This is a genomic window from Aminobacter sp. BA135, from assembly GCF_050859125.1.
GTDB lineage: Bacteria > Pseudomonadota > Alphaproteobacteria > Rhizobiales > Rhizobiaceae > Aminobacter > Aminobacter ciceronei.
This window is the reverse complement of sequence record NZ_CP139572.1, coordinates 1373885-1400023: the sequence shown is the minus strand read 5'-3', so window position 1 is coordinate 1400023 and position 26139 is coordinate 1373885. Positions and strand designations below refer to the sequence as shown.

Below are 26139 nucleotides of genomic sequence, written 5' to 3'. Positions count from 1 at the left end.
CTTAAGTATATGAAAGCAACAAAAGAAATACATATCCGACAAGGCCTGGTCGGATCACTCATGTTGCTCGTGCTGGAGTGACGTTTTATTGATTCTGCCTAGTTCATCCTCTCAATGATGGTGACGTTTGCCTGCCCTCCGCCCTCGCACATGGTCTGCAGGGCGAACTTGCCGTTGCGTCGTTCCAACTCGAACAACATCGAAGTCATGATGCGCGCCCCGGTGGCACCGAGCGGATGACCGAGCGCGATCGCGCCGCCATTGACGTTTGTCTTTTCGTGCGGCACTTCGAGCTCGCGCATCCAGGCCATGGGGATGGAAGCGAAAGCCTCGTTGCATTCGAACAGGTCGAAGTCATCGATCCGCATACCGGTCTTGGCGAGCGCATGCCGGGTGGCCGGGATAGGGGCGGTCAGCATCCAGACAGGATCGGCAGCGCGGACCGAGATGTGGTGGATTCGTGCGCGCGGTTTGAGCCCGTGGTCCTTCACGGCCTGTTCGGACGCAATCAGTATGGCCGCGGCAGCGTCAGTGTTCTGGCTGGCGACGCCAGCATGGACCCGGCCGCCGGCGCGCAGTGGAGCCAGGGCAGCCATCTTGGCCAGGCTGGTATCACGGCGTGGCGCCTCGTCGACGGAAAAGCTGCCGATGGGAACGATTTCGGATTCGAAAAGTCCCCGATCGATGGCATCGATGGCGCGCCTGTGGCTTTCAAGCGCAAAGCGTTCCATGTCTTCGCGGCTGCAGCCCCACCTCTGAGCGATCATGTCGGCAGCCCTGAACTGACTGACTTCCTGCTGGCCGTAGCGTGCCTGCCAGCCCGGCGAGCTGCTGAAAGGGTCGTCGAAACCGAACTGCGTGCCGACCGACATGGCCGCCCCCATCGGGATGAGGTTGAGGTTCTGCACGCCGCCGGCAACCACAAGATCCTGGGTTCCGCTCATGACGGCCTGGGCGGCGAAGTGGATTGCCTGCTGCGACGATCCGCATTGCCTGTCGATCGTCACTCCCGGCACATGTTCGGGGAGGCCGGCCACCAGTGCACAGGTTCGGGCGATGTCGCCGGCCTGAGGGCCGATGGTTTCCGTGCAGCCAAAGATGACGTCGTCGATGCCGGCCGGATCTATGCCGGTGCGCTTGACCAGTTCCCTGATCGGGAAGGCGCCCAGATCGGCGGAATGCGTGCCGGCGAACGCACCCTTCTTGCGCCCGACGGGCGTGCGCACGGCATCGATGATGTAGGCTTCAGGCATCGGGACAGGCTCTGCGATTTCAACTGTCCCGGAGGCTAGCGCGAGAGCCGGTCCTCCACTATTCCTATAATGGTCATATGACTTCAACGATTTATGAATAACGAGCGCCACATGGATCTCAGACTTCTCGAGTGCTTCCTGCGTGTCGCCGAGTTTGGCAGCATGAACCGTGCGGCCGCCGACCTGAACCTGTCCCAGCCGTCGCTCTCGCGAAAGATTGCCCTCCTCGAGGGCGAAATCGGCGCCTCGCTGTTCCGGCGGGACACGACAGGGACCAAGCTGACCGAGGCCGGCCTGCTACTGGCCGGGCGTGCGCCGCAGCTTTTGCGCGAAGCCGTTCTGATCAAGGAAGAGATCGCCCAGGAAAGCTCGACGTCCGTGTCGTTGGCGTTGCCCTCATCGCTGAACCGCCTGCTGGCCATCCCCTTTCTGGAGAAGGTCGTCCGCAAACATCCGCATTACACGTTGCGTGTCAGCGAAATCGTCTCCAACGCACTCGAGGTGTGGATGCAGCGGCGGACCCTCGACGTTGCCATCACTGCGCTGCAGCCGCGAACGCAGCGTTTCAGCCTGACGCCGCTTGTTCGCGAGCCGATGATGCTTCTCGGAACCGAAAGCGCGGAACTGGGCGTCGAAGGGATGGTGTCGGCCGACTTCGTGGTGCAGCACAAGCTCGTGCTGCCTGAGTCCGGCAATCCGATACGGCGATATCTCGAGCAGAAGCTCGGAACCGGAAATCTCTCGATCAACACTGTTGTCGAAGTCGAGTCGGTTGCCATGTGCTACGAGCTTGCGCGCGCCGGCGTCGGCTACACCATGCTGCCCTATTCGTCCATTTACGAACACAAGCGCGACGACAGGGTTTCGATGGCGGTGATCCAGGGCTTCGATGTCACCTGGGCACTCGCGGTCAACCGATATCGCGTGCATTCCGCCGCCGTCAGCCAGGTGGCGGAGGACCTGCTTGTTTTTGCCCGGGGGCGCGCGGCCGACCCCGCCTGGAAGTTCGCCACGGCGATCTGAGGACGCCCACCGAAACAGCTGCCGGGCAGTCGTGACGAAGCAAATATCCATGCGCTTCGGAACAAGGCGGAGCTGCGAAAGCACGTCAGAGCATTAGTCCGAACAGACGATGCAGAGCATTTGAACGCGTCCACCCTTTATTGGGCGAGGACCTATCATCTACAAAATGGGAGAGAGAAATGTTGCGTCGTGGCGCACTTCTGGCATTTTTTGCATCGTCTCTTGCATCACAGACAATGGCATCCGACTGGCGAATTCTTGCACAGTTCGACGACGCCCCCGAAGGGCTCGTCGGCGACACCAACGGCAATTTCTATGTCAGCCTGTTTCATTCCGCGCTGGTCATGAAGGTCGCAACCGACGGCACGTCGACCAAGATCGCCGATCTGAGGACGGTGATCGGAGATGCCAAAGGAAGTACAGTCGGCATCGACTGGGACGGCAAGGATAACCTTTACGTCGCCTTTTCCGAATATTCCAAGCGCTTCCCCTGGCCAGCCAAGGCCAATCTGGCGGTCGAGGGATGTGGCGATGCGACGGTCACCAAATCCGGCCTGTACAAGGTCACGATCTCGACGGGCAAGGTGGAGCCGGTGGTGACGCGGGCCGACGGATATCCGTTCTGCTTCCCCGACGACCCGGTCATAGCACCGGACGGCAAGATCTACTTGTCAGATCTCAGCCTCCAGGCCATCTGGAAAATAGACCCCGAGCAGAAATCAGCCGAGTTGTGGTCGAAGGATCCACTGTTCAGTCCGGGAGACCGCTCTCTCAGCGGCTATCCGGTGGGCGTCAATGGCATAGCGCTGGCGCCGGACGGCAAGTCGCTTTACGGCGTGACAGGCGGCATCCCGCTGCTGGTCAAGGTGCCGATCCAGGATGACGGCAGTGCCGGAAAGGCCGAGATGCTCGCCTTCGGCTACGACAACATGGATGGCCTGGAGGTCGACAAGGACGGCAATTTCTACCTGACTGAGACCACGCGCAGCGAAGTCTGGAAGGTCAGTGCCGACGCAAAGAAGCGGCAGCAACTGGGCAACCCGCTTCAGGCGCCTCTCGGGGCACCCGCAAGCATCGCCTTCGGCAATGGCGACATCTGCGTGACCAACCTGAATTTCTTCAAGCATCTGCCTGAAAGCCAGGCAAACTCCATAGCCTGCACGAAGCTGGATAAGCCGCTCTGGTAAGTCAGAGCATGACAAGCGCACTCCAGCGGGGCTGGCGCCCCCTGGCTGCGCGGACATCGCAATTGCACCTGCAGCCGTTCCGTTGATCCGCCAGGCAGCATCGACGGGCTGGACGCAGCCTTGATTAACTTGGGCCAAGCCCGTTCGCCTCGGTCCCCGCCTGCCGACGACGCGGTGCGAGTTCGCCTCGCATGCGTTGTCGGCGCTTTTCGCAGTGTTGATGGATACAACGGCGGTATCGCTGGTCGGGATGGGGCTGGCCTTGATCAACCGTGCCACTGCGCGGCCACCATGGGGCCGACTGCGGTATGCCCTACGATGAACGCCCGGCAGAGCGGCCTCCTTGCAGCGGCTGACGCACACATCCAACTCTTCCTCATTTGCCGAATCTGCGCGCCCCGAAGACGCAGCAGATGACAGCGACGGTGACGACCAACATCACGGGGGTCACGGGCTCGCGGAGCAATGTGGCGGCAAGCACGAGGCCAAAGAATGGCTGCAGGAGCTGAAGTTGTCCGACCGAGGCGATGCCGCCAAGCGCAAGGCCGCGATACCAGAAGACGAAGCCGATGAGCATGCTGAACAGGGAAACGTAGGCCAGGCTTGTCCATGCCGGAACCGTCACGTTCTCAAATGTGGCAGGCCAATAGATCGCCGTGAGCGCCAGCATCACCGGAAGGGATATCACCAGCGCCCAGCAAATGACCTGCCATCCACCGAGCTTGCGGGAAAGCGTCGCCCCTTCGGCGTAACCGAGCCCGCAAGCGACGATCGCGGCCAACATGAGCGCGTCGCCGACAGGCGAGGCAGACAGCCCCTGGCTGATCGCAAACCCGGCGACAAGTGCGCTTCCGAGAACCGAGAAGAGCCAGAAGATCGGCTTGGGTCGTTCATTGCCGCGGATCACGCCGAAGATAGCGGTGCAGAGCGGAAGGAGGCCGATGAACACGATCGAGTGGGCCGACGTGACATGCTGAAGGGCAAAAGCCGTCAAAAGCGGAAAACCAACCACCACGCCGAGGGCAACGACCACAAGGGAAACAAGATCGCGACGTTCCGGGCGGCGCTCCCTGAAGGCGGCTAGTAAAACAACTCCGAGAATGCCGGCAATTGCCGCACGAGCGACAGTCAGAAAAACCGGATCCAGAGACTGCACGGCGACGCGCGTGGCGGGCAGTGACCCGCTGAAGATGATCACCCCTATCAATCCGTACAACCAACCGCTTGTCGACCGTTCCATGGCACCCCCTTTGTCCATGGACCTATGCGGGCAGCCGCTTGAAACCGCCAGACACAGTACGGTACAGTTTGACATTACTGTTATGGCCACAAAGGCAATACAGATGGACGCAACCCGTATCGAAATGGTGATGGAGCAGATCAGGCGTCGAATCGCCGGACGCAGCCTCTTGCCGGGCAGCAAGCTTCCCTCGATACGGGCACAGGCCAAGACGTCAGGGGTCTCGGTTTCGACAGTCGTAGAAGCCTATAACCGCCTCGTTGCCGAGGGGTTGGTGCTATCTCGTCCTGGTTCCGGTTTCTACGTGGCGACACAGACCGCCCCACTGTTGCTGTCCGAGGTTGGCCCGAAGCTCGACCGAGCTATCGATCCGTTCTGGGTGTCCCGCCAATCGCTGGAAGCCAGCGACAATACCGAGAAGCCGGGCTGCGGGTGGCTGCCCCCTGACTGGCTTCCCGAGGCTGGCCTCCGGCGCGGTCTACGCGCACTTTCCAGGGCTTCCGGCATTGCCCTGGCCGAATATGGATCGCCATTGGGATTGCCACCCCTTCGGCAATTGATCGCCCGGCGAATGGCAGAGAAGGGCATTGAGGCGCCGCCCGACCAGGTCATCCTGACCGAAAGCGGCACCCAGGCCATCGACCTTCTCTGTCGTTATCTCATCGAACCGGGCGATAAAGTCCTTCTCGACGATCCCTGCTACTTCAACTTCCAGGCGCTGTTGAGAGCGCACCGGGTTCAGGTCGTCACCGTTCCCTACACCCCAAATGGGCCCGATATCGAGGTGTTCGCGTCCGTGCTCGCAGAGCATCGGCCACGCCTCTACATCACGAACTCGGCAGTCCACAATCCGACGGGAGCGACGCTTTCTCCTGTTATCGCCCATCGTGTCCTGATGCTGGCCGAACAGCATGGCCTGACAATCGTCGAAGACGACATATTCGCCGACTTTGAGCACGTGCCCGGCCCGCGGCTCGCCGCGTTCGACGGCTTGAACCGAGTCATCCACATCGGCAGCTTCTCGAAAACCCTCTCTGCTTCAGCCCGATGCGGGTTCATTGCCGCGAAAAAGGATTGGATAGACGGGATCGTCGACCTGAAAATCGCGACAACATTCGGCGGCGGGCGTCTCAACGCGGAGCTCGTCCTCAGCGTGCTCAGTGACGGTGGCCATCGTAAGTATCTCGACGGACTGCGGATGCGCCTTGCTCGAGCACGCCACGAAGTCGGAGCGAAGTTGCGGGAGATAGGCATCGTGCCCTTGCTGGAACCGCAGGCCGGGATGTTTCTCTGGTGTAGAGTTCCTGGTCCTCGATCGTCGGCACAAGTGGCAAGGGCAGCACTTGTCGATGGTGTCGTCCTGGCGCCCGGGAACGCTTTCAGCCCTGCCCAGACGGCAGGAGACCTGATGAGGTTCAACGTCTCACAAATTGGCAGCAGCAGGGTTTTCGAGACGATACGGCGGTCGCTATCCCAATCCGGTACGGGGGATCGCTAGATCATGCGAGGCTCTTTGCAAGGAGCGGCCCCCGCTCGACGTGGCCAGCAATAGGTCATTCCTGATCGCCGACTAACGAAAACGCTTCAAGCTCTTCGGCTGGTCGGCAACGCTACCTCTGATGCTCGAGCGAAAGTAGCGCCACGCGATGCCCGGATAAGAGGCTCGCGATCTGTCGCCCGACCGCATTTGAAGACCTCCTACCCTTGTTGGATGCGCATCCCAATTCTCCCTTCTAACGGCGCAGAATTGCGCCATCGGGCGGCTATGTCGATGAGTTGGCCGCGACGACAAGCGCATCGACAGCCACAGCCCGGTCCGGCAGCACGATAACCGGATTCAGGTCAAGCTCGGCTATCGCGGAACCGGCGGCCAGCCCCAGCTGCGCCAGATTGAAAACCAGATCGACAAGGGCTTCCTTGTCCGACGGTTCCGCGCCGCGGGCGCCATCGAGCAAAGGGGAGAGCCTCAGGCTGGCGATCATGTCGCTGATATCGTCCTTGTCGACAGGCAACGGTCGCGTAGCCGCATCCTTCAAGATTTCGGCATAGATGCCCCCGGCGCCGACGGTAATGGTTGGGCCAAGATCGCGATCCTGCGTCAGTCCGACGATCATCTCGACGCCGGTGCCGATCAATTCCTGCATCAGCACACCCTCGATCCGAGCCGCCGGAAAATGGGTCTTCGCCTTTGCCACCAGGCTCTCGTAAGTGCTTGCGGCAGTCACAGCGTCACCGATGTCGAGCAGCACCAAACCCGCATCCGACTTATGGGCAATGTCGGGCGAAGCCAGCTTCATGACGACGCGTCCTCCCCAGGCCGCGAACGCTTCTGCTGCCTCGGAGGACGAGGTGACGAGGCGCTCGCCAGCACGGCAGATGCCTGAGCCGTCGAGCAGTGCGGCCACCTGTGCGCTGTCGAGAATTCCATCCTGCTTCAGCGCGCCTTGCTGGCTGGCCGACAATGCTGCTGCATCCCAGGAGCGGCTGCGGAATGCCGCCTTTGCGGCCTCGTAGTCAGCGTGCGCGCGCATGGCGCGGAAGCACTTGCGGAACGAGCGGAAGATCGGCACGCCTGAGCTGACCAGGTCGCGATAGCCGGGACTGTCGGTCAGCACCGACCCCCACATCGCGACCACAGGCTTGGGCGAACGTGGTGCGAAAGCCAGCACGTCGGCGGCAAAGCTGTCGGACAGCAGGCCAAGGGCCGCCGTCAGCCCGACCACGATGACATCGACGTTTGCGTCGGCGGCAATTGCTTCAAGCACCTCGATACGCTGTTGCTGCGGGGCAGCGATGACAAAGCCGCCGCCATTGTCGATCGGATTGGAGACGGTGACGTAGTTGGGCAGGTAGGCGTAGAGCTTTTCGATCGTCGCCTGCGACAGATCGGGAAAGCTCACGCCATAGCTGTCGGCCAGCTCGGCCATCAGCGTCGTCGAGCCTCCCGAAACCGAGTAGAGCGCACAGTTCGGGCCGGTGCCCGCCGGCAGCTTGGCGAGCAGGTTGGCCGTCTCGAGCAACTCGTCGAGATCGCGGACCCGGATCACCCCATACTGCCGGAACAAGCCGTTGATGACCGCATCCGCTCCAGCGAGGTGACCTGTATGCGATGCGGCCATGCGCGCACCACGCTCGGTCGATCCCATCTTGAGCATGACCACTGGCTTCTTCATTGCATTGGCAGCCTCAAGCGCCAGCCTGAGCTTGGCGATCGACTTGAAGCCTTCGACATAGGCTGCAATGACCGACGTCTGCGGATCATGGGCAAAGTAGTTGATGAAGTCGGCAACCTCGAGATCGACCTCGTTGCCCACCGTCACCCAACGCCGGAAGGCAGCACCCATGGCGATGCCCTCGACGATGGGCCGGCCGTTGAAGCCGCTCTGGGTGACCAAACCGACGAGGCCGCCGCGATGATGTTCCGGCACGGGAAACTGCTCAAATGTGTTGTCGTTGGTGTTCGGCCCGATGACACGCACGCCATGTTCACGTGCGGCCTCGGCGACCTTGGCTTCGAGCGCGGCACCCTCGGCACCGACTTCTGAAAAACCGGAGCTGAAGACGATGACATCGCGCACGCCGCGACGACCGCAATCGGCGATTACCTGCGGAACGATCGCCGGCGCCACCTTGACAACGGCGAGGTCGACATAATCAGGCACCTCCGCCATCGACGTGAAGACAGGCACGCCGCCGGCCTCACCGCCGCGCGGATTGACGTAGCAAAACCGCACGTCATCGCCGAAGCGGCGAAACCAGCTATGCGCTTGCGGCGACGCATCGACACGGCCGACATAGGCAATGCCGCTCTTCTTGCGAAACATGCGCTGGAGATCGACCAGGCTGCGGTCGAGTTCTTCACGGGCGTGCCGGATGGCCGGTGGGTTTGCCTGGGGGATTGTCTGCATGATTTGGGGTCTTTCGGTTTGTCGGATGTTCCGGGCGATTGGCCTAGGCCAAATGGCCGAATTCAGGGTCTCGGTCATGTGCCAAACTGGCGGCGAAACGCTCTGTGCCGGCCCGCCGGCACAAGGAGAGGAGAGCGCCATGCGAACCGCGGCCAACACGGCGAGACGGGCGGAGTTGGGATTCGAGGAGCCCAACGAATTGCTGCGGGGCGTCACCAATGACCGCTCTGGCGGCGTGGTGAAATCCAGCCTGCGCGTGCTTTCCGTGCTCGAATATTTCCAGGCCAATCCGCGGCCGGCGCGTACGACCGAGATCAGCCGAGCGCTTGCCATTCCCAATTCCAGCGCCGACGACATTTTGAAGACGCTGGTGCGCACCGGCTACCTCGCCTTCGATCCACGTCAGAAGGTTTACCTGCCTTCCTACCGGATCGTCACTCTGGCCCGGCGCATCGAAGGTTCCTTCTTCGGCGGCACGGCAGTCTCCGACCTGATGGACGAAGTGCATCGCCGCACCGGCCTGACGGTGTGGCTGTGCATGCAGAACGACCGCTGGGTCCAGTGCTCGGCGATCATCGCCGGCTCTGACTTTCACGCCGGCGTCCATGTCGAAGGCTTCACCGACTACGACTGGTCGACAGCGGCCGGCATGGCGCTTTTGTCGGGCAAGCCGCAGGAGGTGGTGGTGGAGATTGCCAAGCGCATGTTTCGCACCGAACCGCCGGCAAGGCGCGTGGCCAGTGTGGCCACGTTGCTCGACAAGGTCAGATCGGTTCGCAAACAAGGCTATGCCACCTCCCGCGGCTTCTCGGCGGAAGGGGCTACCGCAGTGGCTGCACCCTTCCAGTCGAAGTTCATGCGTGTGCCGGTCGCCGTCGGGCTTGTCAGTGCCGATCCCGAGGAAAGCCCCGCCACAGCGGCCTTGGGATCCGCCCTCCGGCAGATAGCTGCCCGGCATCAACGCCTCGCGGAATTGCACCGGGCCAATGACGACCTGCCTATTTCGCCGGAATGGGAATGCCCGCGGCAGCAATGAAGCCTTGGTCGACGACACGGTCTTCCGGCATCAACTCGCTGTAGGACAGCACTTCCGGAATGAGCGCGTAGGTCTTCTGCAGGCGCGCGGCGAGATCTGCCGGCATGTACAGATTGGGATCGAAGGTCAGCGATACGCCCTTCTTCAGCGTCTCCTCGGGCAGTTGCAGTTCCTCGAGCATGATCTTCATGATCTCGGGCTTGTCGTGGTAGTCGCCCTGCAGATAGGTGCGCGTCGTGCGCACCAGTGCCCGCATCACCGCCTCGCCCACGTCGCGCCGCTCCTTGAGCAGGCGCGGACCGAAGCTCCACGAGCCTGCTGACATCTCAGGCCCCTGGACGAAGGCCAAAGACACTTTGGATTCGTCGGCCTTCTGCCAGATGGAATCGATCAGGTAGCCAAAATTGACGGCACCGTTTTCCAGAGCCACGAGAATGTCGGCAGAAGCCATGGTCTGGAATTTCACGTCCTTGAGCGACAGGCCGACCTTTTCCAGCTCCGTCTGCAGGAAGTAGGAGGCCGTCGAGCCGAGGCCGATGGCACTGGCGACCGTCTGATCCTTGAACAGGTCGACGGTGAATTTGCGGCCGTTGAGAAAGGCGTTATTGGCCCAGATGCCCTGCTTCGAGGCCGGCGACTGGACAAAGAGCGGCGCCACGACACGAATGTCGGCGCCACTGGCAATGGCGTTGAAGACGGCCGCACTCGGCTGGCCGCCAAGCACGTCCGCGCGCCCCGTGGACAGGAGCACGATGCCGTCGCTCGACTTGGCGAAGGTGTATTCGATGTCGATGTTTTCCTTGTCGAACTCCCCCATCCGGTCGGCAAGCAGCATCGGTATGTATGCCTCGACCTTGGCGGTCATGGCGACGATCACCTTCTCACGCTGCGGCAGTGGCTTCGGCGCGTCGGAGCCCTCGGCACGGGCGCCGAAGCTTGCCCCGATCACGGCGGCGGCGAGTGCCAGTTTCTTCCATAGAGATTTCATTGCTTCCTCCCTGTTGCTGTTTTTCGCCGCCGGTCCTCCACCGGTCGGCAACCTCCTGGAGCGTCGTGCGTCCGAACGGACGCAAAAGGACGCCCTGATCCATTGCCCCTGCACCTCGTGCTCTCCGGAAAGCGTTCCGGATTCGGACCGATGCGCCTGTCAGCCCGCGTCGTAGACCAGCTTCCAGCTCGACCCGGCGAGTTGCCTTATGCGCGGACCACCAAACTGGAATGCCGCATCACCCGGTGGTTCGGCGAATGAGATGACCGCGGTATCCGGGGCCGGCGGCAGTGCTGCCCAGATCCGCCTGCCCGCCGTGTCTATGTCGACGCGGTTTGGAATGTTGCGCTTGAGGCTTGCTGCGCGCGGATAGAGTTCGGGATCGACTTCGGCTGCCGCGCGCAGGGCCGGCGTATCGACGCCGCCCGGCCGTACCGCCACCACCCATGGCCCGGTTCCGCCGCGGCTTTCGCGTTCGCGTGCGACGACTTCGACCCAGTGTTCGATCGCAACCTTGGACGCACAGTAGGTGGCCAGCCCTTCGAGCGCTGCCACAGCGGCTCCGGAAGAGAGCATCACCAGCCCTGCCTCGTAGCCGGGACGACAAGCGTCGAGAAACGCTTCAGCAAGCACGAAGGGTGCAGCGAGATTGGCAAGAACGCCCTTCTTGTATGTCTCAGAGGAGACCTTGCCGACCACGCCGATCGCTTCGGAATAGTATGCGTTGTGAATGAATATGGCACGCTTGCCGCGAAAGGCAGCCAGCTCCCGGATGAAATGCCCACGGACGCGATCCCATGACGCGGGATCGGTCAGATCAAAGGTGACGCTCTCATAGTCGGGGTGCTTCCGACGCGACAGATTGATGATGCGGGCGTTGTTGAACGGAACGTTGCGAGCAAGCCCGAGGCCCACACCCTGCGTCGCGCCGCTGATCCAGACAATGGTATCGTGCATCAATGCCCCCCTCTCAGTTGCGCAACACGACCGCACAGGTCGGGCCCAGATCGCTCGAGCTCACGAAGCAGCAGTCGGCTTGCTCGACCTGACCGGTCGAGGTGCCGCGCATCTGCTTCACGCCTTCGGTGATCATGTTGAAACCATGCAGGTAGACCTCGGAGAGGCTGCCGCCGCCTGTGTTTACCGGCAGGCGTCCACCGAGCGCGACGCCCCCATCCTCGGTGAAGGCAGCGCCTTCACCTCGCCCACAGAAGCCGTAGCCTTCGAGGGTGAAGAACACTTCCGGCGTGAAGGCGTCGTAGACCTGCGCCACCTTGATGTCGGCAGCGCGGAAGTCGCTCTGGCGCCACAGCGACTTCGCGCAGGTCGCAGCCTGCGAGCGCATCGGATCTGTTGTGAAGTAGTTGGCAAGGATGGCGCTGCCGCCATCGAACCCCTGGGCTGCGGCGTGGACGTAGACGGGCCTGTTGCGGCAGTCCCTGGCGCGATCGCTTGCCGTGACGACGAAGGCGATCGCGCCGTCCGTCTCAAGGCAGCAATCGAACAGGCAAAGCGGCTCGCTGATCCAGCGCGCTGCGAAATAGTCTTCGCGGCTCATCGGTTTGGCATGCATGAAGGCCTTGGGATTGCGGTTGGCATGGCTTCGGAACGCCAATGCAACATTGGCGAGATGATCGCGGGTGGCGCCGAATTCGTGCATATAGCGCCTGTACATCACGCCGACCTCGTCGACAGGCCGGATGATGCCCCAGGGTCTGAGCCAGGTATCGCGGCTGCCCTGAATGCGCTGCTCCAGCTGCGCCCAGACACGGCTGGCGCGGCCGCTCCGCTTGCGCGAGCGCCAGCCGACGACCACCTTGGCCTGGCCGGTGGCAATCGCCATGGCCGCATGGCCGACAGTACCGCAGCCGCCATGACCACCGGCGGGCATCTGCGAATAATAGGTCACCTCCTTCATGCCGAGATCACGCGCGATGTCGTGCTGGAAGACGTTCTCCATATTGAGCGAGCAGAGGCCGTCGACCTCCGACGGCGAGATGCCGGCGTCGTCGAGCGCCGCCTTGATCGCCATGCAGGCAAGCTGCTCCTCGCTTTGCACCATGGCCTTGCCAAAGGCGGTCTCGCCAATACCGACAATCGCAGTCCGGTCCTTGAGGGAGATCATATCGCTCATGGCTTCAGGCTCTCGGAAACCCGCGGCATCCAGCGCGGCAGGGTGATATCGTCGGAGACGGCAGCAAAGGTGACGTCGACCGGCATGCCGATGCGGATTGCCGAAACTGGTACGCTGTTGATGGCAGCGTCGGGTGCCGCAACCAGGCTGCCGACCATGCGGATGTCAGGATGGTCTTCGAATTCGACGACGATCATTGGATACGGCACCACATCCTGGAAACCAGGCAGCGTCGGACCATGCGCAACACCGTACGACCAGACAGAACCTCGACCGGACGTTTCGGCCCATTCCGTCTCGGCATGGGCGCAGGCGGCGCAGAACGGATGTGGTGGAAACTGACAATGGCCGCAGGCCTTGCAGCGCTGGACGACGAGGCGCCCATCGCGGGCCGCGTCCCAGAAGCCCGCCGTGTCGGGATCGTCAGCATAGGGCAAAGGGATGGCTGTCATGGTCTTGTCTCTGTCGGAATGCGGGGAACCGGCAATTCAATCGCCTCGAGCACCGGATCGCCTGAAAGCGCGACCTGGACGTCGACCTGTCGGGCGCAGCCGGGACAATAGAAATGGCGGATGCGGAAGCGTTCGCTGCCGGGATAGCGGTCGGTGATGGCTGATCGCTCGCCGGCGGCGGCTTCACGGACGGCAAGGGATGCGTAGATGTCCGCGCCAGCGGCGCAGATGCTGTGGCCGCAGGCGGCGCAGACGACCTTTTCGCCGCCCGGGACCGCGACGGCCCTGAACTGGCTGGACAGGCGCCGTCCACCGAGCGGCGCGTCGATCCTGCGCGGTTCGCGGCCACCGAGCCGCGCCTTGCGCCGCGCCTGTCGCTCGGCCTCGGATGCGGCGTGGTCGATCTCTGCCTTTTCACCGTCGAGGCGCAGCACCACGCCAAAGTCGCGCAAGGCATTGCCTGCACTGACCAGGCCATCGAGCACATCAGCGGCGACGTCAGCCGGATCGCGTTCGAGCGGATCGCCAAAACCTCCGCCGCCTTGCGAGGAGGTGACCAATATCTGGTCGGGCCAGAGCCTGGTTGCGGCATCCGGCAGCCGAAAATCGGTGACGTCGACAAGCTCCGGCCAGCCCTTGGCAGCGGCCACCGGCACGTCACCCCCAGTAATCGCAAAGCCGCTCGGCAAACCGGGCTCACCGCCGGCGGCACCCATCGTCGCCGGATGCTGCAGGCCTTGCGCCATGGACAGGAGCGCGATCGATCGTTCGGTCTGGTGCGGGCGATAGGCATGCATTGCGCCGACGCCACCGCGTCGTCTGCCCGGTCCGCCGGAGTCGGCCAGCTCGCGGCGCATGAGATAAAGCACTGGATAATAGGCTTCGTTGGTTTCGAGATTGGACGGCGTCGCGCCGGGCGAAGTCGCGGTGCCCGAGGTATCGCTTCCGTCCGCATTGCTGGTGGCTCCGCCCCCGCCGCTCAACTCGTCCAGAAACAGCGTGGTGAAAGGGCTGCCATCGCGCCGGTGGCCCGAAATCGACATGCCACCAGCGCCCGAGGACTGCGACGATGCCATGGCCATGTGCGCATGGGCTGCCGAACCGTCCAGCAGGCGCGCGAGGCAACCACTGACGCAGTTGCGGATCGCTTGTGCCGAGGTGCCTGTGCTCATCGCGACGCCGGCCGGCCACTCGGCATCCACGATCGAGGCCTTTCGGGTGCGTATGTCGATGGTGCGCCATATGGCGCCTGGCATCCAGGGCAGGCCCTGGCAGATGTGGACGAGCACCGCCGCCATGGTGAAGTTGGCCAGCGTCGGATAGGTGGAGTTGACCGCGCCAGGAGCCTGGTCGTCGCTTGCGGTGAAGTCGAAGCTGAGCTTGTCGCCTGTCTTGGTCATGGCGAGGCGGACCGCGTAGACCTGGTTCGGCAAATAGTCGGCGCCGCAACGCTGCTCATGCTGAATGAACGAATTCTCGCGCCAAATGCCATCTGGCAGCTCAATGAGGCGGCGACGAAAGGCAGCCTCCGTGGAAGCAAGCAGCCTGTCCATCGCGTGCACGAGACCATCGGTGCCATAGGCGGCGCAGAGTTCCAGCACCTGACGTTCGGATGCGCGGTTCGCCGCGATCTGGCCGAGCAAATCGAGCGCGTTGAGCTCGGGTGTTCGGGTGCGGGCAAGGTAATCACGCTCGATGTCGCGGCGGATGCTGCCTGCCTCGACGATCTTGACCGGCGGGATCGGGATCGCTTCGTCGAAGATCGAGCGGGCTGCATAGTTGAAGCCGCCGCTGACCGGCCCGCCGACATCGGGTTCGTGCACCGTCGACCCCGCCCAGGCAATCAGCCTGTCGCCGTGAAAGATCGGCGCCACCAGCGTCACATCGGGCTGATGCAGCGTCCCGAGATAGGGATCGTTGGTCAGAAACTGGTCGCCGCGACCAATGCCCGGGTTTTCGCCATAGCGATCGAGGATGTCGCGAACGATAAGGTTGAGCGATGTCGACTGCACCAGAATGAACTTGCTGCACGAAATCACGGTGCCGTCGGCCGTCATGATCGCGGTGTTGAAATCGCTCGCCTCGGAGGCGATCTGCGAACCCGAGACACGGACCAGCGTCTCGCCTGCATCCGCGTTGATGGCTTCAAGTCGGTGGCGGATGATTTCGAGCTCGATCGGACCGATTGTCATGCGAATTCCCCGATGCTGGGCGAAGGCGAGCGCTTGTGCACCGCAGGCACGGTCATGGTTAGGTTGCCGTCCACGTCGGTCGTCACCGTCTGGCCGGGATAGATGACTGCCGTTGTCTGGTCGGATTCGATGAAGGCAGGTCCCGATATCACGACGCCAACGCCAAGCTCGGCCCACAGGAAGACCGGCGTCTCCTGCTCACGACCCCCGAACCAGGCCCGCCGTTGCCGGCTGGGCCGGAGCGCGCCGCGCATCCCCGTTGGGGCGCTGTCGGGCATGACGATCGGCATACGCGCTTCAACGACGACGGCCGCAAGTTCGATCGTGCTTTTTGCATGGGCCGAACCCCGACCAACGATCTGCTCGTAGCGGGACCGGAACGCGGCCTCGGCAGCGGCAATCTCGGCTCTACCAAGCCGTGACGACGGCACTTCGATGTCGATCCGGTGCAACTGGCGAGAAAATTTCAGACCGATCTTGCGCCTGATTTCGACGGCACCTGCCAGGCTCGCCTCCGCCAGCCCCTCGAATTCGCCTCGAGCGCGCTGCTCGAGCCGACCGAAGGCGTCGATCTCGCCATCACGGAAGTCCTGCAGAGGCCGGGCGGGCAGCTCGATCTCATAGGAGGTCCGCATGTCGCTGGAGGCTGCCCCCCAGGCGGAGAACTCCGGCGCGAGCCGCGGTATGACGATTGCCTTCACACCGATCTCGGCGGCATAGCGCCCGACATGCTGAGGTGCTGCCCCGCCATAGGCATAAAGCACGAAGTTGCGAGGATCATGGCCGCGTTGCACGCTGGCACGGCGGACGAGATCGGCCATCTGTGCATTCGCGACGCGCAATATCCCCTCGGCCGCCTCTTCGATCTCAAGGCCGAGCTTGCCGGCAAGCGGCGCAAGCGCCGACCGCGCAGCGTCGCGATCCAGGATGAGCGCGCCACCGAGGTGATCGAGATGGCCCAGAACGACAGCGGCATCCGTCACTGTAGGCTGCGTGCCGCCACGGCCGTAGCAAGCCGGGCCGGGCATCGAACCGGCGCTTTGCGGTCCGACCCGCAACACGCCGAGTTCGGGATCCGCATAGGCAATGCTGCCTCCACCCGTTCCGATAGAGGCCAGGTCTATGACGGGAACGGCCAGGCTATGCCGGTCGATGCGTGGTCGGGAAGCAGTCGGCAGGGCACCACCGACGACGAGGCCGACATCGAAGCTCGTGCCGCCGACGTCGGTGGCAAGCACGTCGGCATGCCCAAGCCGCGCGCCGATCTGGCGGGCGGCCATGATGCCGCCGACGGGTCCGGATTGAAGCAGATGTATCGGGGCGTCGTGCAGCGAACTCGCGCGACGCGCGCCGCCGCCCATGGTCACGATCAGGAACAGGCCCGAAAATCCCTCATCGCGCAACGCCTCGTCGAGCGAGGTCAGGTAGTCGCCGACAAGAGGTGCGACATAGGCATTCATGGCAACGGTCGCGGTGCGCTCATATTCGCCGATGCGTGGTGCGAGCTCGCTCGACAACGTCACATGCAGGCCAGGTGCCTCCTCGGCAACGAGTTCGGCGAGACGGCGCTCGTGACTGCCATTGACCGGCGACCACATCAGCGCGATGCCGATCGCCTCGGCACCGCGCGCGACCAGTTGGCGGATCGACTGCCGGGCCTGCTCTTCATCCAGCGGCACGATGATGTTGCCATCGACGTCGATGCGTTCACGTACACCGATGATGCGGCGGCGGGGAACGAGCAGATCCGGCTTGCGCCATTTGAGCGCATTGATGCTGTCCTCGTCGGGCAGGCCGTGCACCTTGTTGGAACGCGCCATCGGCAGTGTCGCCTCAAAGCCTGAGGTCACAAGCAGACCAACCTTGGCGCCGGCGTTTGTGAGCAGGGCATTGAGGCCGACAGTGGTGCCGTGCGACAGGATGTCGGTCACCTCGAGGATTTCGCGCAGGCTCTTGCCCAGCGAGCGGGAGGCGACAGCAAGCGAGGCAATCACACCTTCCATCAGGCGGCCGTGCGTCGTCAGTGCCTTGCCGACCCCGATCCTGCCGTCGCCGGTAAGAATGACCGTATCGGTAAAGGTGCCGCCAGTGTCGATGCCGACGATCTGCATATGCAAACTCGCAAATCACTCTTCAGGACGCAGTCCGCCGTCCGTCGAACGCATGGCGCTCGCCGTTGGTGGCCTGCCGTGAACGCCGGAAATCCGGCACGGAATTGAAACAATCCTGCGGGGAACGAAAGCCGCCGCCGCTCTCCAAGGCGGCAACGATTTCCGCCACTTGAGACACGTCGATTAGGCGTCGAACGGAACAAGCTGTCAAACGCAACCGGCCATTTTCCGGCTATCCGGAAAATCTGCGGAAGCGATTGTTTTGATTTCGCCTATCGGCCTAGCCTCCGGTCCGCGGATGCTCTTGGCGCTCGCTGGATTGCACTTCCTCACGGAGCGACAGATGAACTCATTGCGCAGAACCGACATATCAGCTGCCATGCCATTGGCCGCCGAGGCCCCTGCCAAGATAGAAGTGCGAGGGGTACGCAAGCGTTATGACGCCAACGGCAATGTCGAAGCGCTTGCCGGTGTCGATCTCAAGGTGAGGAGTGGCGAATTCGTCTGTCTCGTCGGTCCGTCGGGTTGCGGCAAGTCGACGGTACTCAGGATGATTGCCGGCCTGCACAGGCCGAGCGAGGGCGAGGTCCTCGTCCATACCAGTGGCACGCGTGCGGTCCCCACCGCCATGGTGTTCCAAAGTTACAATGTGTTTCCGTGGAAGACGATCCAGGCCAATGTCCGCTTCGGTCTGGAGATGACAGGCATGTCTGGCGCCGAGGCCGACAGGCGCGCGACGGCCTGGCTCGGCAAGATGGGCCTCGCCGACTTCGCCAATGCATATCCGCCGGCTCTTTCCGGCGGCATGTTGCAACGTGTCGCCATCGCTCGCGCCATGGCGGTCGAGCCTGAAATCCTTCTGATGGATGAACCTTTCGCCGCGCTCGACGCCCAGCACCGTCGCATCCTGCAGGACGAGTTGCTGACGCTCTGGCAAGAAGACAGACGCACAGTCGTCTTCGTCACCCACAGCCTTGAAGAAGCGTTGCTGCTCGGCGACCGGGTCGTGGTGATGTCGGCGCGGCCAGGTCGCATCATCGCCGAATTCGAGGTGCCTTTCGCCCGACCACGCGCGCCGGAAATCCGCGGAGAGCCCATCTTCGCCAAGCTCGAGCAGGAAATCTGGAACCTGTTGCGAGAGCAGGTCGGCAAGCACGCTGCCTGAAACAAACATCGACGCGGAGGAGGCGACGAGCATGGAAAAGACCATCGCTATCAGACCGGGCGAAGCCGAGCGCGACCCACGTGGTTATGCGCTGCGGGCGCGAAGGCAGGAAAAGGTGCTGGCGATGGCGACGCCCGTCGTGTTCTTCATCCTGTGGGAGATCTGCGCCCGCGCCGGCCTTCTCGATTCGCGCTTTTTTCCCGCCCCGAGCGCGATCTTCCTGTCAGCGGTCGAAATGCTGCGCACAGGAATGCTGCAGCAGGATGTGATCGCGAGTGCTCTGCGTGTGCTCGCCGGCTTCGCCATCGGCGTCACATCAGGCCTTGGCGCCGCCCTGTTGCTCGGCCTGTCGCGCCTGACACGCGCCGCGCTGGAGCCGTTCCTTACCGCGCTCTACACGGTGCCAAAGCTCGCCCTGCTGCCGTTGCTGCTGTTGATCTTCGGACTTGGCGAACTGCCGAGCGTGCTGCTTGTCGGCATGACCGTGTTCTTCCTGGTCTGGATCCAGTGCATGGAGGCAGTGCTTGCCATCCCCGAGAACTATCACGAGGCCGCCCGCTCCTTCGGCGCCAAGGGCTGGAATATGTTCAGGCACGTCACCTGGCCGGCACTTTTGCCACAGCTGTTCATTTCCATGCGCATCGCCATCGGCACGGCGGTGCTGGTTATCGTCGGCGTCGAGTTCGTCCAGGCAAGCCAGGGCATAGGCTATCGCATCTGGCATTCGTGGTCGCTGTTTCAGGCCAACCGGATGTATGTCGGTATCTGCACCGTAGCCCTCATGGGTTTCCTGTTCAGCTCGCTGGTCCGCTGGCTCGGACGGTTGATGCTGCCCTGGACGGCGTCCTCGACCAAAGGATCCCGCTAGGTCCAACGCAGCATCCGAACTGCCCCGAAATGCGATAGCGCGCTTCGCGGCCGTTCGGCGAGATGGGCATCATTCTTCGTCTGCCCTCGTAGTGCCACCCGGCAGGGCGTGGCAGCTAGCTGACCTTTGGGAGGCCCGGATGAATTCCAAGATCTATATCCACGAATATATCGACATCATCGGCGCCAACCGGGCCAACTACTTCAAACACATGACGACCGACTGGGGTCGGCACAGTGCCGAACGCCTTCAAAAATGCTTCGGCGTCTGGGGGACGCTCGGCAGCACGGGCCGTTGGCCACAAGTGGTGAACCTGTGGGAGTACGAAGACTGGGACAGCCTGGCTGCCAGTTTCGCGCTTGAGACCGGCACGGACACGATGCAGGACAAGGCGCTTGAGATGTGGTGGCTCACGGCTCAAAATTACCGCAGCGGGGGCCTCGACCGATTGTTGATCGCAGCCCCTTACTCACCCGACATAGAGCAACTTTGTGCCGACGGCAGCGTGGTCGGCGCCAAGGTATTCCTGCACGAGACCGTCAATATCAAGCCAGGCCTGGCGCAGGATTATTTGCGGCTGGTGTCGGAGCATTGGCTTGGCCAGGCAATGGAATTGGGGCTGCAGCTTGTCGGCGCCTTTCGCACCGCCATGCGCAATGATTCCGAGGTGGTGCTTATCTGGGCCATGCGGGATTGGAGCGACTGGGCTCGCGTCGGCATGGCCGAAGACGGCGAGCCTTTCCGCACATGGCGCGCCAGGACCAAAGACATTGCGATCGACTGGGTCGGCCACCTGATGTGTTCGGCACCCGCCTCTCCACTCAAGACTGGAGTCCAGCCCTAGCAGGCCGGACGCGCGACATTCCAGCGCCACTGCGTGCTTGCCGCGTCGGCGGGATTGATTGCGAGCACTCCTAGTTACCAAATGCTGTTGGCTTTGAACTATCGCAATGGCCGCTTTCCAGACCGCCCCAGTGGTGTGCCAAGGCTATCAGCCGATGACAGGAAATTGCAGCGTCTGCCTGAACGGCGGGAATGGGCGCAGGTCATTCACGAGCTAGCCTGCGTGGATCAGTCGACAGTCTTTCTTCCCATCTCGTTCGCGGCGGCTTACCATGCCTTTTGGCATAGGAGGCTTCGATGACATCAAGCTTCAACGTGCAGGATGCGGCCGGCTATGAGCAGTTGATGGGCCGCTGGAGCCGGAAACTCGCGCTGCCATTCCTCGGCTTTGCCGGCCTCGCCGAAGGCGAGAGAGTGCTCGACGTCGGCTGCGGCACCGGCAGCCTGACTTTTGCGCTGGCCGAGGCCGTAAATCTCAGGCAGATCGCAGCCATCGACTTCTCGCCGGTCTTTGTCGCGGCGGCTCAGGCGCGCAACACGGACCCGCGCGTCGAGATCAGCCAGGCCGATGCCTGCGCCCTGCCCTTTGAGGACAACAGCTTCGATCGAACGCTCGCGCTGCTGGTGCTGCATTTCGTGCCCGAAGCGCACCGGGCAATCGCGGAGATGGCCAGGGTGACGCGACCGGGCGGCGTGATCGCTGCCACTGTATGGGATCATTATGGCGGCATGCCCGGCATGCGCATGGCGGTCGACACGTTGGCGATGCTCGGTGAAGCCGGCCGGCAACTGCGCAGCCGCTATTGCTTCCAGCCGATGATGCAGCCGGGCGAGATGAAAGCCGCCTTCGTCGCACAAGGACTGTCACGCGTCGAGGAATCCCAGCTTTTGTTGCGTATGGACTATGCCGACTTCAGCGATTTCTGGGCGCCCATCGGCGCGGGCGAAGGTCCGATCGGCAAATTTGTCGCCACGCTCGACCAGGCGGACAAGGCGCGCGCCGAGGCTGCCGCGCGCGATGCCTACGAGGCCGGCCGCCCCGACGGGCCGCGCTCATTTGCCAACATCGCCTGGGCCGTGCGCGGCATCGTTGCCTGAGGCACCGCCCATGACTGACGATGAGCTTCTGGGCCTGGCGCGGTAAAGGGCTTCCTTGGAAGCGCCGGGGAGAAGATCCCCACCCCGTCCCTCCTACAAAGGCGAGGCAGAAGGTCCCTCAGCCCACATCCAGCACGATCTTGCCAATGTGTTCGCCCTCTTCCATGCGCTCATGCGCCCGCCAGGCTTCGCGCAGCGGGAAGATCATGTCCATGACAGGCGCCACGCGGCGGACGGCCAGCAGCGGCCACACCTGGGCTTCGAGTGCTGCGGCGATGCCTGCCTTGAACTCGGTCGTGCGCGGCCTGAGCGTCGAGCCGGTATGGGTCAGCCTTTTGACCATCAGCTTGGAGAAATCGGCGCTCGCCACCGCCCCGCCTTGCGTCGCGATCTGGACGATGCGGCCGTCGACGGCGGCAGCATTGTAGTTGCGGCCGACATAGTCGCCACCAACCATGTCGAGGATGACGTCAGCACCCTTGCCGCCGGTGGCGTCCTTCACCGCCTCGACGAAGTCTTCGTTGCGGTAGTTGATCGCCCGATCGGCTCCGAGCTTGAGGCAGGCAGCACATTTGTCGTCGGAGCCGGCTGTGACGATGACATAGGCGCCGAAGGCAGAGGCGAGTTGGATCGCCGTGGTGCCGATGCCCGACGAGCCGCCATGGATCAAAAGCGTCTCACCCGCCTTCAGCGCACCTCGCTCGAACACGTTGTGCCAGACGGTGAAGAAGGTTTCGGGCACGGCCGCTGCTTCGGTGAAGGTGAAGCCCGTGGGCATGGGAAGCGCGTTGGTTTCGTGCACCCTGGCATATTCGGCATAACCGCCGCCCGGCGTCAGCGCGCAGACCGCGTCGCCGATGCGCCAGCGCGTGGCACCCTCGCCAAGTGCTGCCACTTCGCCCGACACTTCGAGCCCGGGCAGGTCGGAGGCGCCCAGCGGCGCGGGATAGGCGCCCTTGCGCTGCTGGACGTCGGGTCGGTTGACACCCGCCGCATGCACCCGGATCAGGATCTCTCCGGCGGCCAATTCCGGCAGGTCGCGCTTTTCGGCCTTGAGCACGCGGGGCCCGCCCGGCTGGCTGATCGCCACGGCCAGCATCTTTTCGGGAAGTTTGGCAGGCTTGGCCATGTCTTTCGGTCTCCGCTGGTCCGGCGCGCCCCGGACTTTACATGTGGTTGAACGCACTATGTATTCTGATTGGCAAATCAGGCAAACGCCTGTCTGCGATGGAGGAAAGCGAGATGGCGCTGTTCGATGACGAGCCGGTGAAGAAAAAACCCGTACACGAGATCGGCCAGGATCTGTCGCTGCTGTCGGTCGGCGAGCTCAACGAGCGCATCGCGGCCCTGCGCGCCGAGATCGGCCGGCTCGAGGCCGAGCTCACCGTCAAGGGCTCGACCAAATCGGCCGCCGAGGCGCTGTTCAAGCGCGGCTGAAACGCGCGCCGCCACCGATATGCCCCAAACGGGTTATCATCAGGTGCCAGTGCCTAATTGATTCGTGGTGGGACACCAGATGCTCGCAACCTACCGGCCGATCCTGTCGTTGCTCCGCGGCACAGCTTTCCTGCTCGCAGCATCGGGCCTGCATGGCCTGCTTTTGCCCCTGCGCGGCCAGGAAGAAGGTTTTTCCACCACCGCACTCGGCCTGATGGGCACCGCCTGGGCCGGTGGTTTTGTTGCCGGCTGCTATTTTGCCCCACGTGTCGTCCGCCGCGCCGGCCATGTCCGCGCCTTCGGCACCTTCGCCGCATCGGCCGCCATCATCGCGCTGCTGACCGGCCTGATCGTCAACGAATATGTCTGGATCCTGCTGCGCGCCTTTACCGGCTTCGCCATGGCCGGCGCCTTCATGGTCATCGAGAGCTGGCTCAACGAGCGAGCCACCAACGAAAACCGCGGCACCGTCTTCGGCCTCTACATGATGGTCACCTATGCCTCGATCATGGCCGGCCAGATGATGGTCGCCGGCGGCGACGTTACCAGCGCCTCGCTGTTCATGGTCACGGGCATCCTGTTCTGCCTGTCGCTGATCCCGACAGCCGTCTCCAGTGCCGCCCACCCCAAGCCGCTGCAGGACGTCTCGCTCGACATCAAGGGGCTTTACGCCAATTCGCCGGTCGCCTCCGTCGCCTGCTTCCTCATCGGCGTCGCCAATGGCGACTGGGGTACGCTCGGCGCCGTCTATGGCGCACGCATCGGCATTTCGACACCCGAGATCGCGCTGATGATGAGCCTCGTGGTCGTCGCCGGTGCCGCACTGCAGATCCCGATCGGCAAGGTCTCCGATCGCACCGACCGCCGCTATGTGCTGATCGGCGCCTCGCTCGCTTCGGCGGTCGCCGCCGTGCTGATCTTCCTGGTGGCGCCGCGCTCCGGCGCCTTCGTCATCGCCATGACCGCCTGCTACGGCGCCTTTGCCTATACGCTCTATTCGCTGGCCGTGGCGCATGCCAACGACCACGCCAAGCCTGAGGATTTCGTCAAGGTTTCGGGCGGGCTGCTGCTGCTCTACGGCTTCGGCACCATGGTCGGGCCGCTGCTTGGCGCCGGCCTGATGGATTACATGCGGCCGGAAGCGCTTTTCCTCGCGACAGCTGCCGCGCATTTCACGCTCGCCGGCTACACCGCGCTGCGCATCAAGCGGCGTGCGCCGGTGCCGATCGAGGATCGCGAGGCCTTCAAGACCCAGCCGGCCGACCGCAGCGCGACGCCGGAATCGCTGCGCCTCGACCCCAGGCACGAGGACGCTGCCTGACAGGCAAGGTGGTGCGACGAGACGCCAGTAAGGCGATTGCGACCGGTAGTTGAGATTTCGCCGATGTTGCGGCACAAATGAGCCATGACAACTGACGCGCCCTTCCTCGCCATATCGGATGCCAACCGGCGCCATCTGCTGGAAGAATTACGGCGTGGCCCCAAGACCGTCAGCGAACTTGCCGCCGGCCTGCCGGTTTCACGCCCGGCGGTGTCACAACACCTCAAGGTTTTGCTCGACGCCGGCCTTGTCAGCGCCCGCGCCGAAGGCACGCGCCGGGTTTATGCGGTCAGCGTTGCCGGTTTCCGCAAGCTCAACATCTGGCTGGACCAGTTCTGGGACGCCTGAGGCTTTGTCCGGTGCCGCCTCGAAGGCGGTCATGCCCAGGAGGATGGATGCGCCAGTCCTATGCTGGGCAATAACGCGACGTGCCAATGATGTGGCTGATCACGGCAATGGCCTGGCGGCAGCGCCGGCTCAACCACCGATACGCACGAGCATCCCGCTGCGGATGCGCTGTTCCGGTCATGCGATGATTTGGCTGATAAAGATCACCCTGATCCGGCGGCGATGTTGCTTCGCCGCCGGCTGTCGGGCCCTTGCCGAAAATCAGGGCCTTGCTGGAGACCTCGTGCCTGAGCCTAGTGCTGTGACTGAGCCTAGTGCTGCGTCGGGTCACCTTTCAGCTTTTCAATCTCGTCCTTGAGAGCCAGCTTGCGACGCTTCAGCGCTACGATTTGCAGGTCGTCCATGGATGGATGATTCATTGCTTCGCCGAGCTGGCGCTCGACGTCACCATGTTTGCGCTGGAGTTCTTCAAGATGGGAAGCAAGAGACATGATTGGTTCTCCCTTTCATGGTTTCCTCGATGCTCCGGGCACAGCCCTGCCCACCGCAGACAGTGCTCTGTGACGGAACCATGACAGTCTGCCATCCCCCGTCGGCGATGTCGAATAAAGTGTGGTAGCATTTCCTGACAGCGTGAAATGTGATAAGGGCTTCGCGCCGGTGACAAGGAGTCGCCGACCCCGCCTTAGGAGCGCCCCGGGTGCGCCAGTGAGTTTGCAGACGGTAGACATGTCGGAACAGGAACAAGCCGAGATTCGTCTCGAGTTTGCACGCTTGAAGCAGGACCATGCGGATTTTGATGCCGCAATCAACGCGATGATCGCGATGGGCTGCGATACGTTGCAGATCCAGCGGATGAAGAAGAAAAAGCTGGTCCTCAAGGACAAGATCAGCCAGATCGAAGACCGCATCATCCCCGACATCATCGCCTGAGAAACCGCCATTTTCGGACGGCCTTTGGTTGCGATGGCAGCGCATTTCGGTTAAGCGCAGGCTTATCAAGCAGGGGTGCCGCGCGTGAGCAAAGACAGGGTCGACGTCGCCATCATCATGGGGAGCCAGTCTGACTGGGCGACCATGCGCCATGCCGCCGAATTGCTCGACGTGCTCGGCATCGCCTTTGAGGCGCGCATCGTCTCGGCCCACCGCACCCCTGACCGTCTCTATGAATTTGCCAAGGGCGCCAAGGCAGCCGGCTTCCGCGTCATCATCGCCGGTGCCGGCGGTGCTGCCCATCTTCCCGGCATGACTGCAGCCATGACCTCTCTGCCGGTGTTCGGCGTGCCGGTCGAATCGAAGGCCTTGTCGGGCCAGGATTCGCTGCTTTCCATCGTCCAGATGCCGGCCGGCATCCCCGTCGGCACCCTTGCCATCGGCAAGGCCGGTGCTGCCAATGCAGCGCTCCTTGCCGCGGCCGTGCTTGCCCTGTCCGACGACGCGCTTGCCATCCGGCTCGACGAGTGGCGCGCCGCCCAGACCGCACGGGTCGCCGAACAGCCGACGGACGACGCGTGAGCGCGCCCCTTCCCCTCGGC

The 26139-nt window shown here is 63.1% G+C and carries 24 protein-coding genes; 13 read left to right on the top strand and 11 right to left on the bottom strand.

Annotated features, from left to right (window positions below; genetic code table 11):
* Window positions 1–98: 98 nt before the first annotated feature.
* Window positions 99–1253 carry an acetyl-CoA C-acetyltransferase gene (locus tag SLT36_RS06815; protein ID WP_432286435.1) on the bottom strand — a complete coding sequence of 385 codons (1155 nt, stop codon included), beginning with the start codon at window positions 1251–1253 and terminating at the stop codon, window positions 99–101.
* Window positions 1254–1364: 111 nt separating this feature from the next.
* Between SLT36_RS06815 and SLT36_RS06810 the strand changes: the two genes are divergently transcribed.
* Together SLT36_RS06810 and SLT36_RS06805 are read left to right on the top strand one after the other, a co-directional pair.
* Window positions 1365–2276 (top strand): LysR family transcriptional regulator, encoded by a 912-nt coding sequence (locus SLT36_RS06810; RefSeq protein ID WP_432286433.1) that lies wholly within the window; start codon window positions 1365–1367, stop codon window positions 2274–2276.
* A gap of 236 nt (window positions 2277–2512) precedes the next feature.
* A complete protein-coding gene (locus tag SLT36_RS06805; protein ID WP_432286431.1) occupies window positions 2513–3463 on the top strand; it encodes an SMP-30/gluconolactonase/LRE family protein in 951 nt (316 codons plus the stop codon).
* A 376-nt stretch (window positions 3464–3839) separates the two neighbouring features.
* Here SLT36_RS06805 and SLT36_RS06800 read toward each other — a convergent pair whose 3' ends face one another.
* A complete protein-coding gene (locus SLT36_RS06800; protein WP_432286430.1) occupies window positions 3840–4703 on the bottom strand; it encodes a DMT family transporter in 864 nt (287 codons plus the stop codon).
* A gap of 82 nt (window positions 4704–4785) precedes the next feature.
* On the opposite strand from SLT36_RS06800, the gene SLT36_RS06795 reads away from it, so the two are divergent.
* On the top strand, window positions 4786–6201 hold the full coding sequence (locus tag SLT36_RS06795; protein WP_432286428.1) for a PLP-dependent aminotransferase family protein: 1416 nt from the start codon (window positions 4786–4788) through the stop codon (window positions 6199–6201).
* A gap of 265 nt (window positions 6202–6466) precedes the next feature.
* On the opposite strand, the gene SLT36_RS06790 is transcribed toward SLT36_RS06795, so the two are convergent.
* On the bottom strand, window positions 6467–8611 hold the full coding sequence (locus SLT36_RS06790; protein ID WP_432286426.1) for an acetate--CoA ligase family protein: 2145 nt from the start codon (window positions 8609–8611) through the stop codon (window positions 6467–6469).
* A gap of 139 nt (window positions 8612–8750) precedes the next feature.
* Between SLT36_RS06790 and SLT36_RS06785 the strand changes: the two genes are divergently transcribed.
* Complete coding sequence (locus tag SLT36_RS06785) at window positions 8751–9647, top strand: IclR family transcriptional regulator (RefSeq protein ID WP_432286424.1); 897 nt, start codon at window positions 8751–8753, stop codon at window positions 9645–9647.
* Here SLT36_RS06785 and SLT36_RS06780 read toward each other — a convergent pair.
* The 6 genes from SLT36_RS06780 to SLT36_RS06755 all read right to left on the bottom strand — a co-directional run bounded on the left by SLT36_RS06780 (window position 9610) and on the right by SLT36_RS06755 (window position 17524).
* Entirely contained in the window at window positions 9610–10635 is a 1026-nt protein-coding gene (locus SLT36_RS06780; protein WP_432286422.1) for an ABC transporter substrate-binding protein, read from the bottom strand. The two genes, SLT36_RS06785 and SLT36_RS06780, sit on opposite strands and share 38 nt — an antisense overlap.
* Window positions 10636–10794: 159 nt before the next feature.
* A complete protein-coding gene (locus SLT36_RS06775; protein ID WP_432286421.1) occupies window positions 10795–11592 on the bottom strand; it encodes an SDR family NAD(P)-dependent oxidoreductase in 798 nt (265 codons plus the stop codon).
* 13 nt (window positions 11593–11605) lie between these two features.
* A complete protein-coding gene (locus SLT36_RS06770; RefSeq protein ID WP_432286419.1) occupies window positions 11606–12769 on the bottom strand; it encodes a thiolase C-terminal domain-containing protein in 1164 nt (387 codons plus the stop codon).
* The gene (locus SLT36_RS06765) at window positions 12766–13221 is read right to left on the bottom strand and encodes a Zn-ribbon domain-containing OB-fold protein (protein ID WP_432286417.1); all 456 of its coding nucleotides are present in this window, start codon (window positions 13219–13221) and stop codon (window positions 12766–12768) included. Before SLT36_RS06765 ends, SLT36_RS06770 begins: the two co-directional genes overlap by 4 nt.
* Window positions 13218–15413 carry a hydantoinase B/oxoprolinase family protein gene (locus tag SLT36_RS06760; RefSeq protein WP_432286416.1) on the bottom strand — a complete coding sequence of 732 codons (2196 nt, stop codon included), beginning with the start codon at window positions 15411–15413 and terminating at the stop codon, window positions 13218–13220. Before SLT36_RS06760 ends, SLT36_RS06765 begins: the two co-directional genes overlap by 4 nt.
* Window positions 15410–17524, bottom strand: a complete 2115-nt coding sequence (locus SLT36_RS06755) for a hydantoinase/oxoprolinase family protein (RefSeq protein WP_067957023.1) — start codon at window positions 17522–17524, stop codon at window positions 15410–15412. Before SLT36_RS06755 ends, SLT36_RS06760 begins: the two co-directional genes overlap by 4 nt.
* Before the next feature lie 343 nt (window positions 17525–17867).
* Between SLT36_RS06755 and SLT36_RS06750 the strand changes: the two genes are divergently transcribed.
* From SLT36_RS06750 to SLT36_RS06735, 4 genes are all read left to right on the top strand, one after another.
* Complete coding sequence (locus SLT36_RS06750; RefSeq protein ID WP_432286414.1) at window positions 17868–18689, top strand: ABC transporter ATP-binding protein; 822 nt, start codon at window positions 17868–17870, stop codon at window positions 18687–18689.
* Window positions 18690–18720: 31 nt separating this feature from the next.
* Entirely contained in the window at window positions 18721–19557 is an 837-nt protein-coding gene (locus tag SLT36_RS06745; RefSeq protein ID WP_067957017.1) for an ABC transporter permease, read from the top strand.
* Between the two features lie 139 nt (window positions 19558–19696).
* On the top strand, window positions 19697–20401 hold the full coding sequence (locus tag SLT36_RS06740) for a hypothetical protein (RefSeq protein WP_432286412.1): 705 nt from the start codon (window positions 19697–19699) through the stop codon (window positions 20399–20401).
* A 296-nt stretch (window positions 20402–20697) separates the two neighbouring features.
* Window positions 20698–21498 carry a class I SAM-dependent methyltransferase gene (locus SLT36_RS06735; protein ID WP_432286410.1) on the top strand — a complete coding sequence of 267 codons (801 nt, stop codon included), beginning with the start codon at window positions 20698–20700 and terminating at the stop codon, window positions 21496–21498.
* Between the two features lie 118 nt (window positions 21499–21616).
* Here the strand turns inward: SLT36_RS06735 and SLT36_RS06730 are convergent, their stop codons facing one another.
* A complete protein-coding gene (locus SLT36_RS06730) occupies window positions 21617–22627 on the bottom strand; it encodes an NAD(P)H-quinone oxidoreductase (protein ID WP_432286409.1) in 1011 nt (336 codons plus the stop codon).
* Window positions 22628–22740: 113 nt separating this feature from the next.
* Here SLT36_RS06730 and SLT36_RS06725 point away from each other — a divergent pair, with 113 nt between their 5' ends.
* From SLT36_RS06725 to SLT36_RS06715, 3 genes are all read left to right on the top strand, one after another.
* Window positions 22741–22935 carry a DUF1192 domain-containing protein gene (locus SLT36_RS06725; RefSeq protein WP_432286408.1) on the top strand — a complete coding sequence of 65 codons (195 nt, stop codon included), beginning with the start codon at window positions 22741–22743 and terminating at the stop codon, window positions 22933–22935.
* Between the two features lie 79 nt (window positions 22936–23014).
* A complete protein-coding gene (locus SLT36_RS06720; protein WP_432286407.1) occupies window positions 23015–24256 on the top strand; it encodes an MFS transporter in 1242 nt (413 codons plus the stop codon).
* 84 nt (window positions 24257–24340) lie between these two features.
* Window positions 24341–24604, top strand: coding sequence for an ArsR/SmtB family transcription factor (locus SLT36_RS06715; protein WP_067957002.1), 264 nt, complete (start codon window positions 24341–24343; stop codon window positions 24602–24604).
* Between the two features lie 311 nt (window positions 24605–24915).
* Here SLT36_RS06715 and SLT36_RS06710 read toward each other — a convergent pair whose 3' ends face one another.
* Window positions 24916–25095 carry a YdcH family protein gene (locus tag SLT36_RS06710; protein WP_067956999.1) on the bottom strand — a complete coding sequence of 60 codons (180 nt, stop codon included), beginning with the start codon at window positions 25093–25095 and terminating at the stop codon, window positions 24916–24918.
* 238 nt (window positions 25096–25333) lie between these two features.
* On the opposite strand from SLT36_RS06710, the gene SLT36_RS06705 reads away from it, so the two are divergent.
* Window positions 25334–25537: a YdcH family protein gene (locus SLT36_RS06705; RefSeq protein ID WP_067956996.1), complete on the top strand. Its 204-nt coding sequence runs from the start codon at window positions 25334–25336 to the stop codon at window positions 25535–25537.
* A gap of 117 nt (window positions 25538–25654) precedes the next feature.
* Window positions 25655–26119 carry a 5-(carboxyamino)imidazole ribonucleotide mutase gene (purE, locus tag SLT36_RS06700; RefSeq protein WP_432288269.1) on the top strand — a complete coding sequence of 155 codons (465 nt, stop codon included), beginning with the start codon at window positions 25655–25657 and terminating at the stop codon, window positions 26117–26119.
* Window positions 26120–26139: the final 20 nt, after the last annotated feature.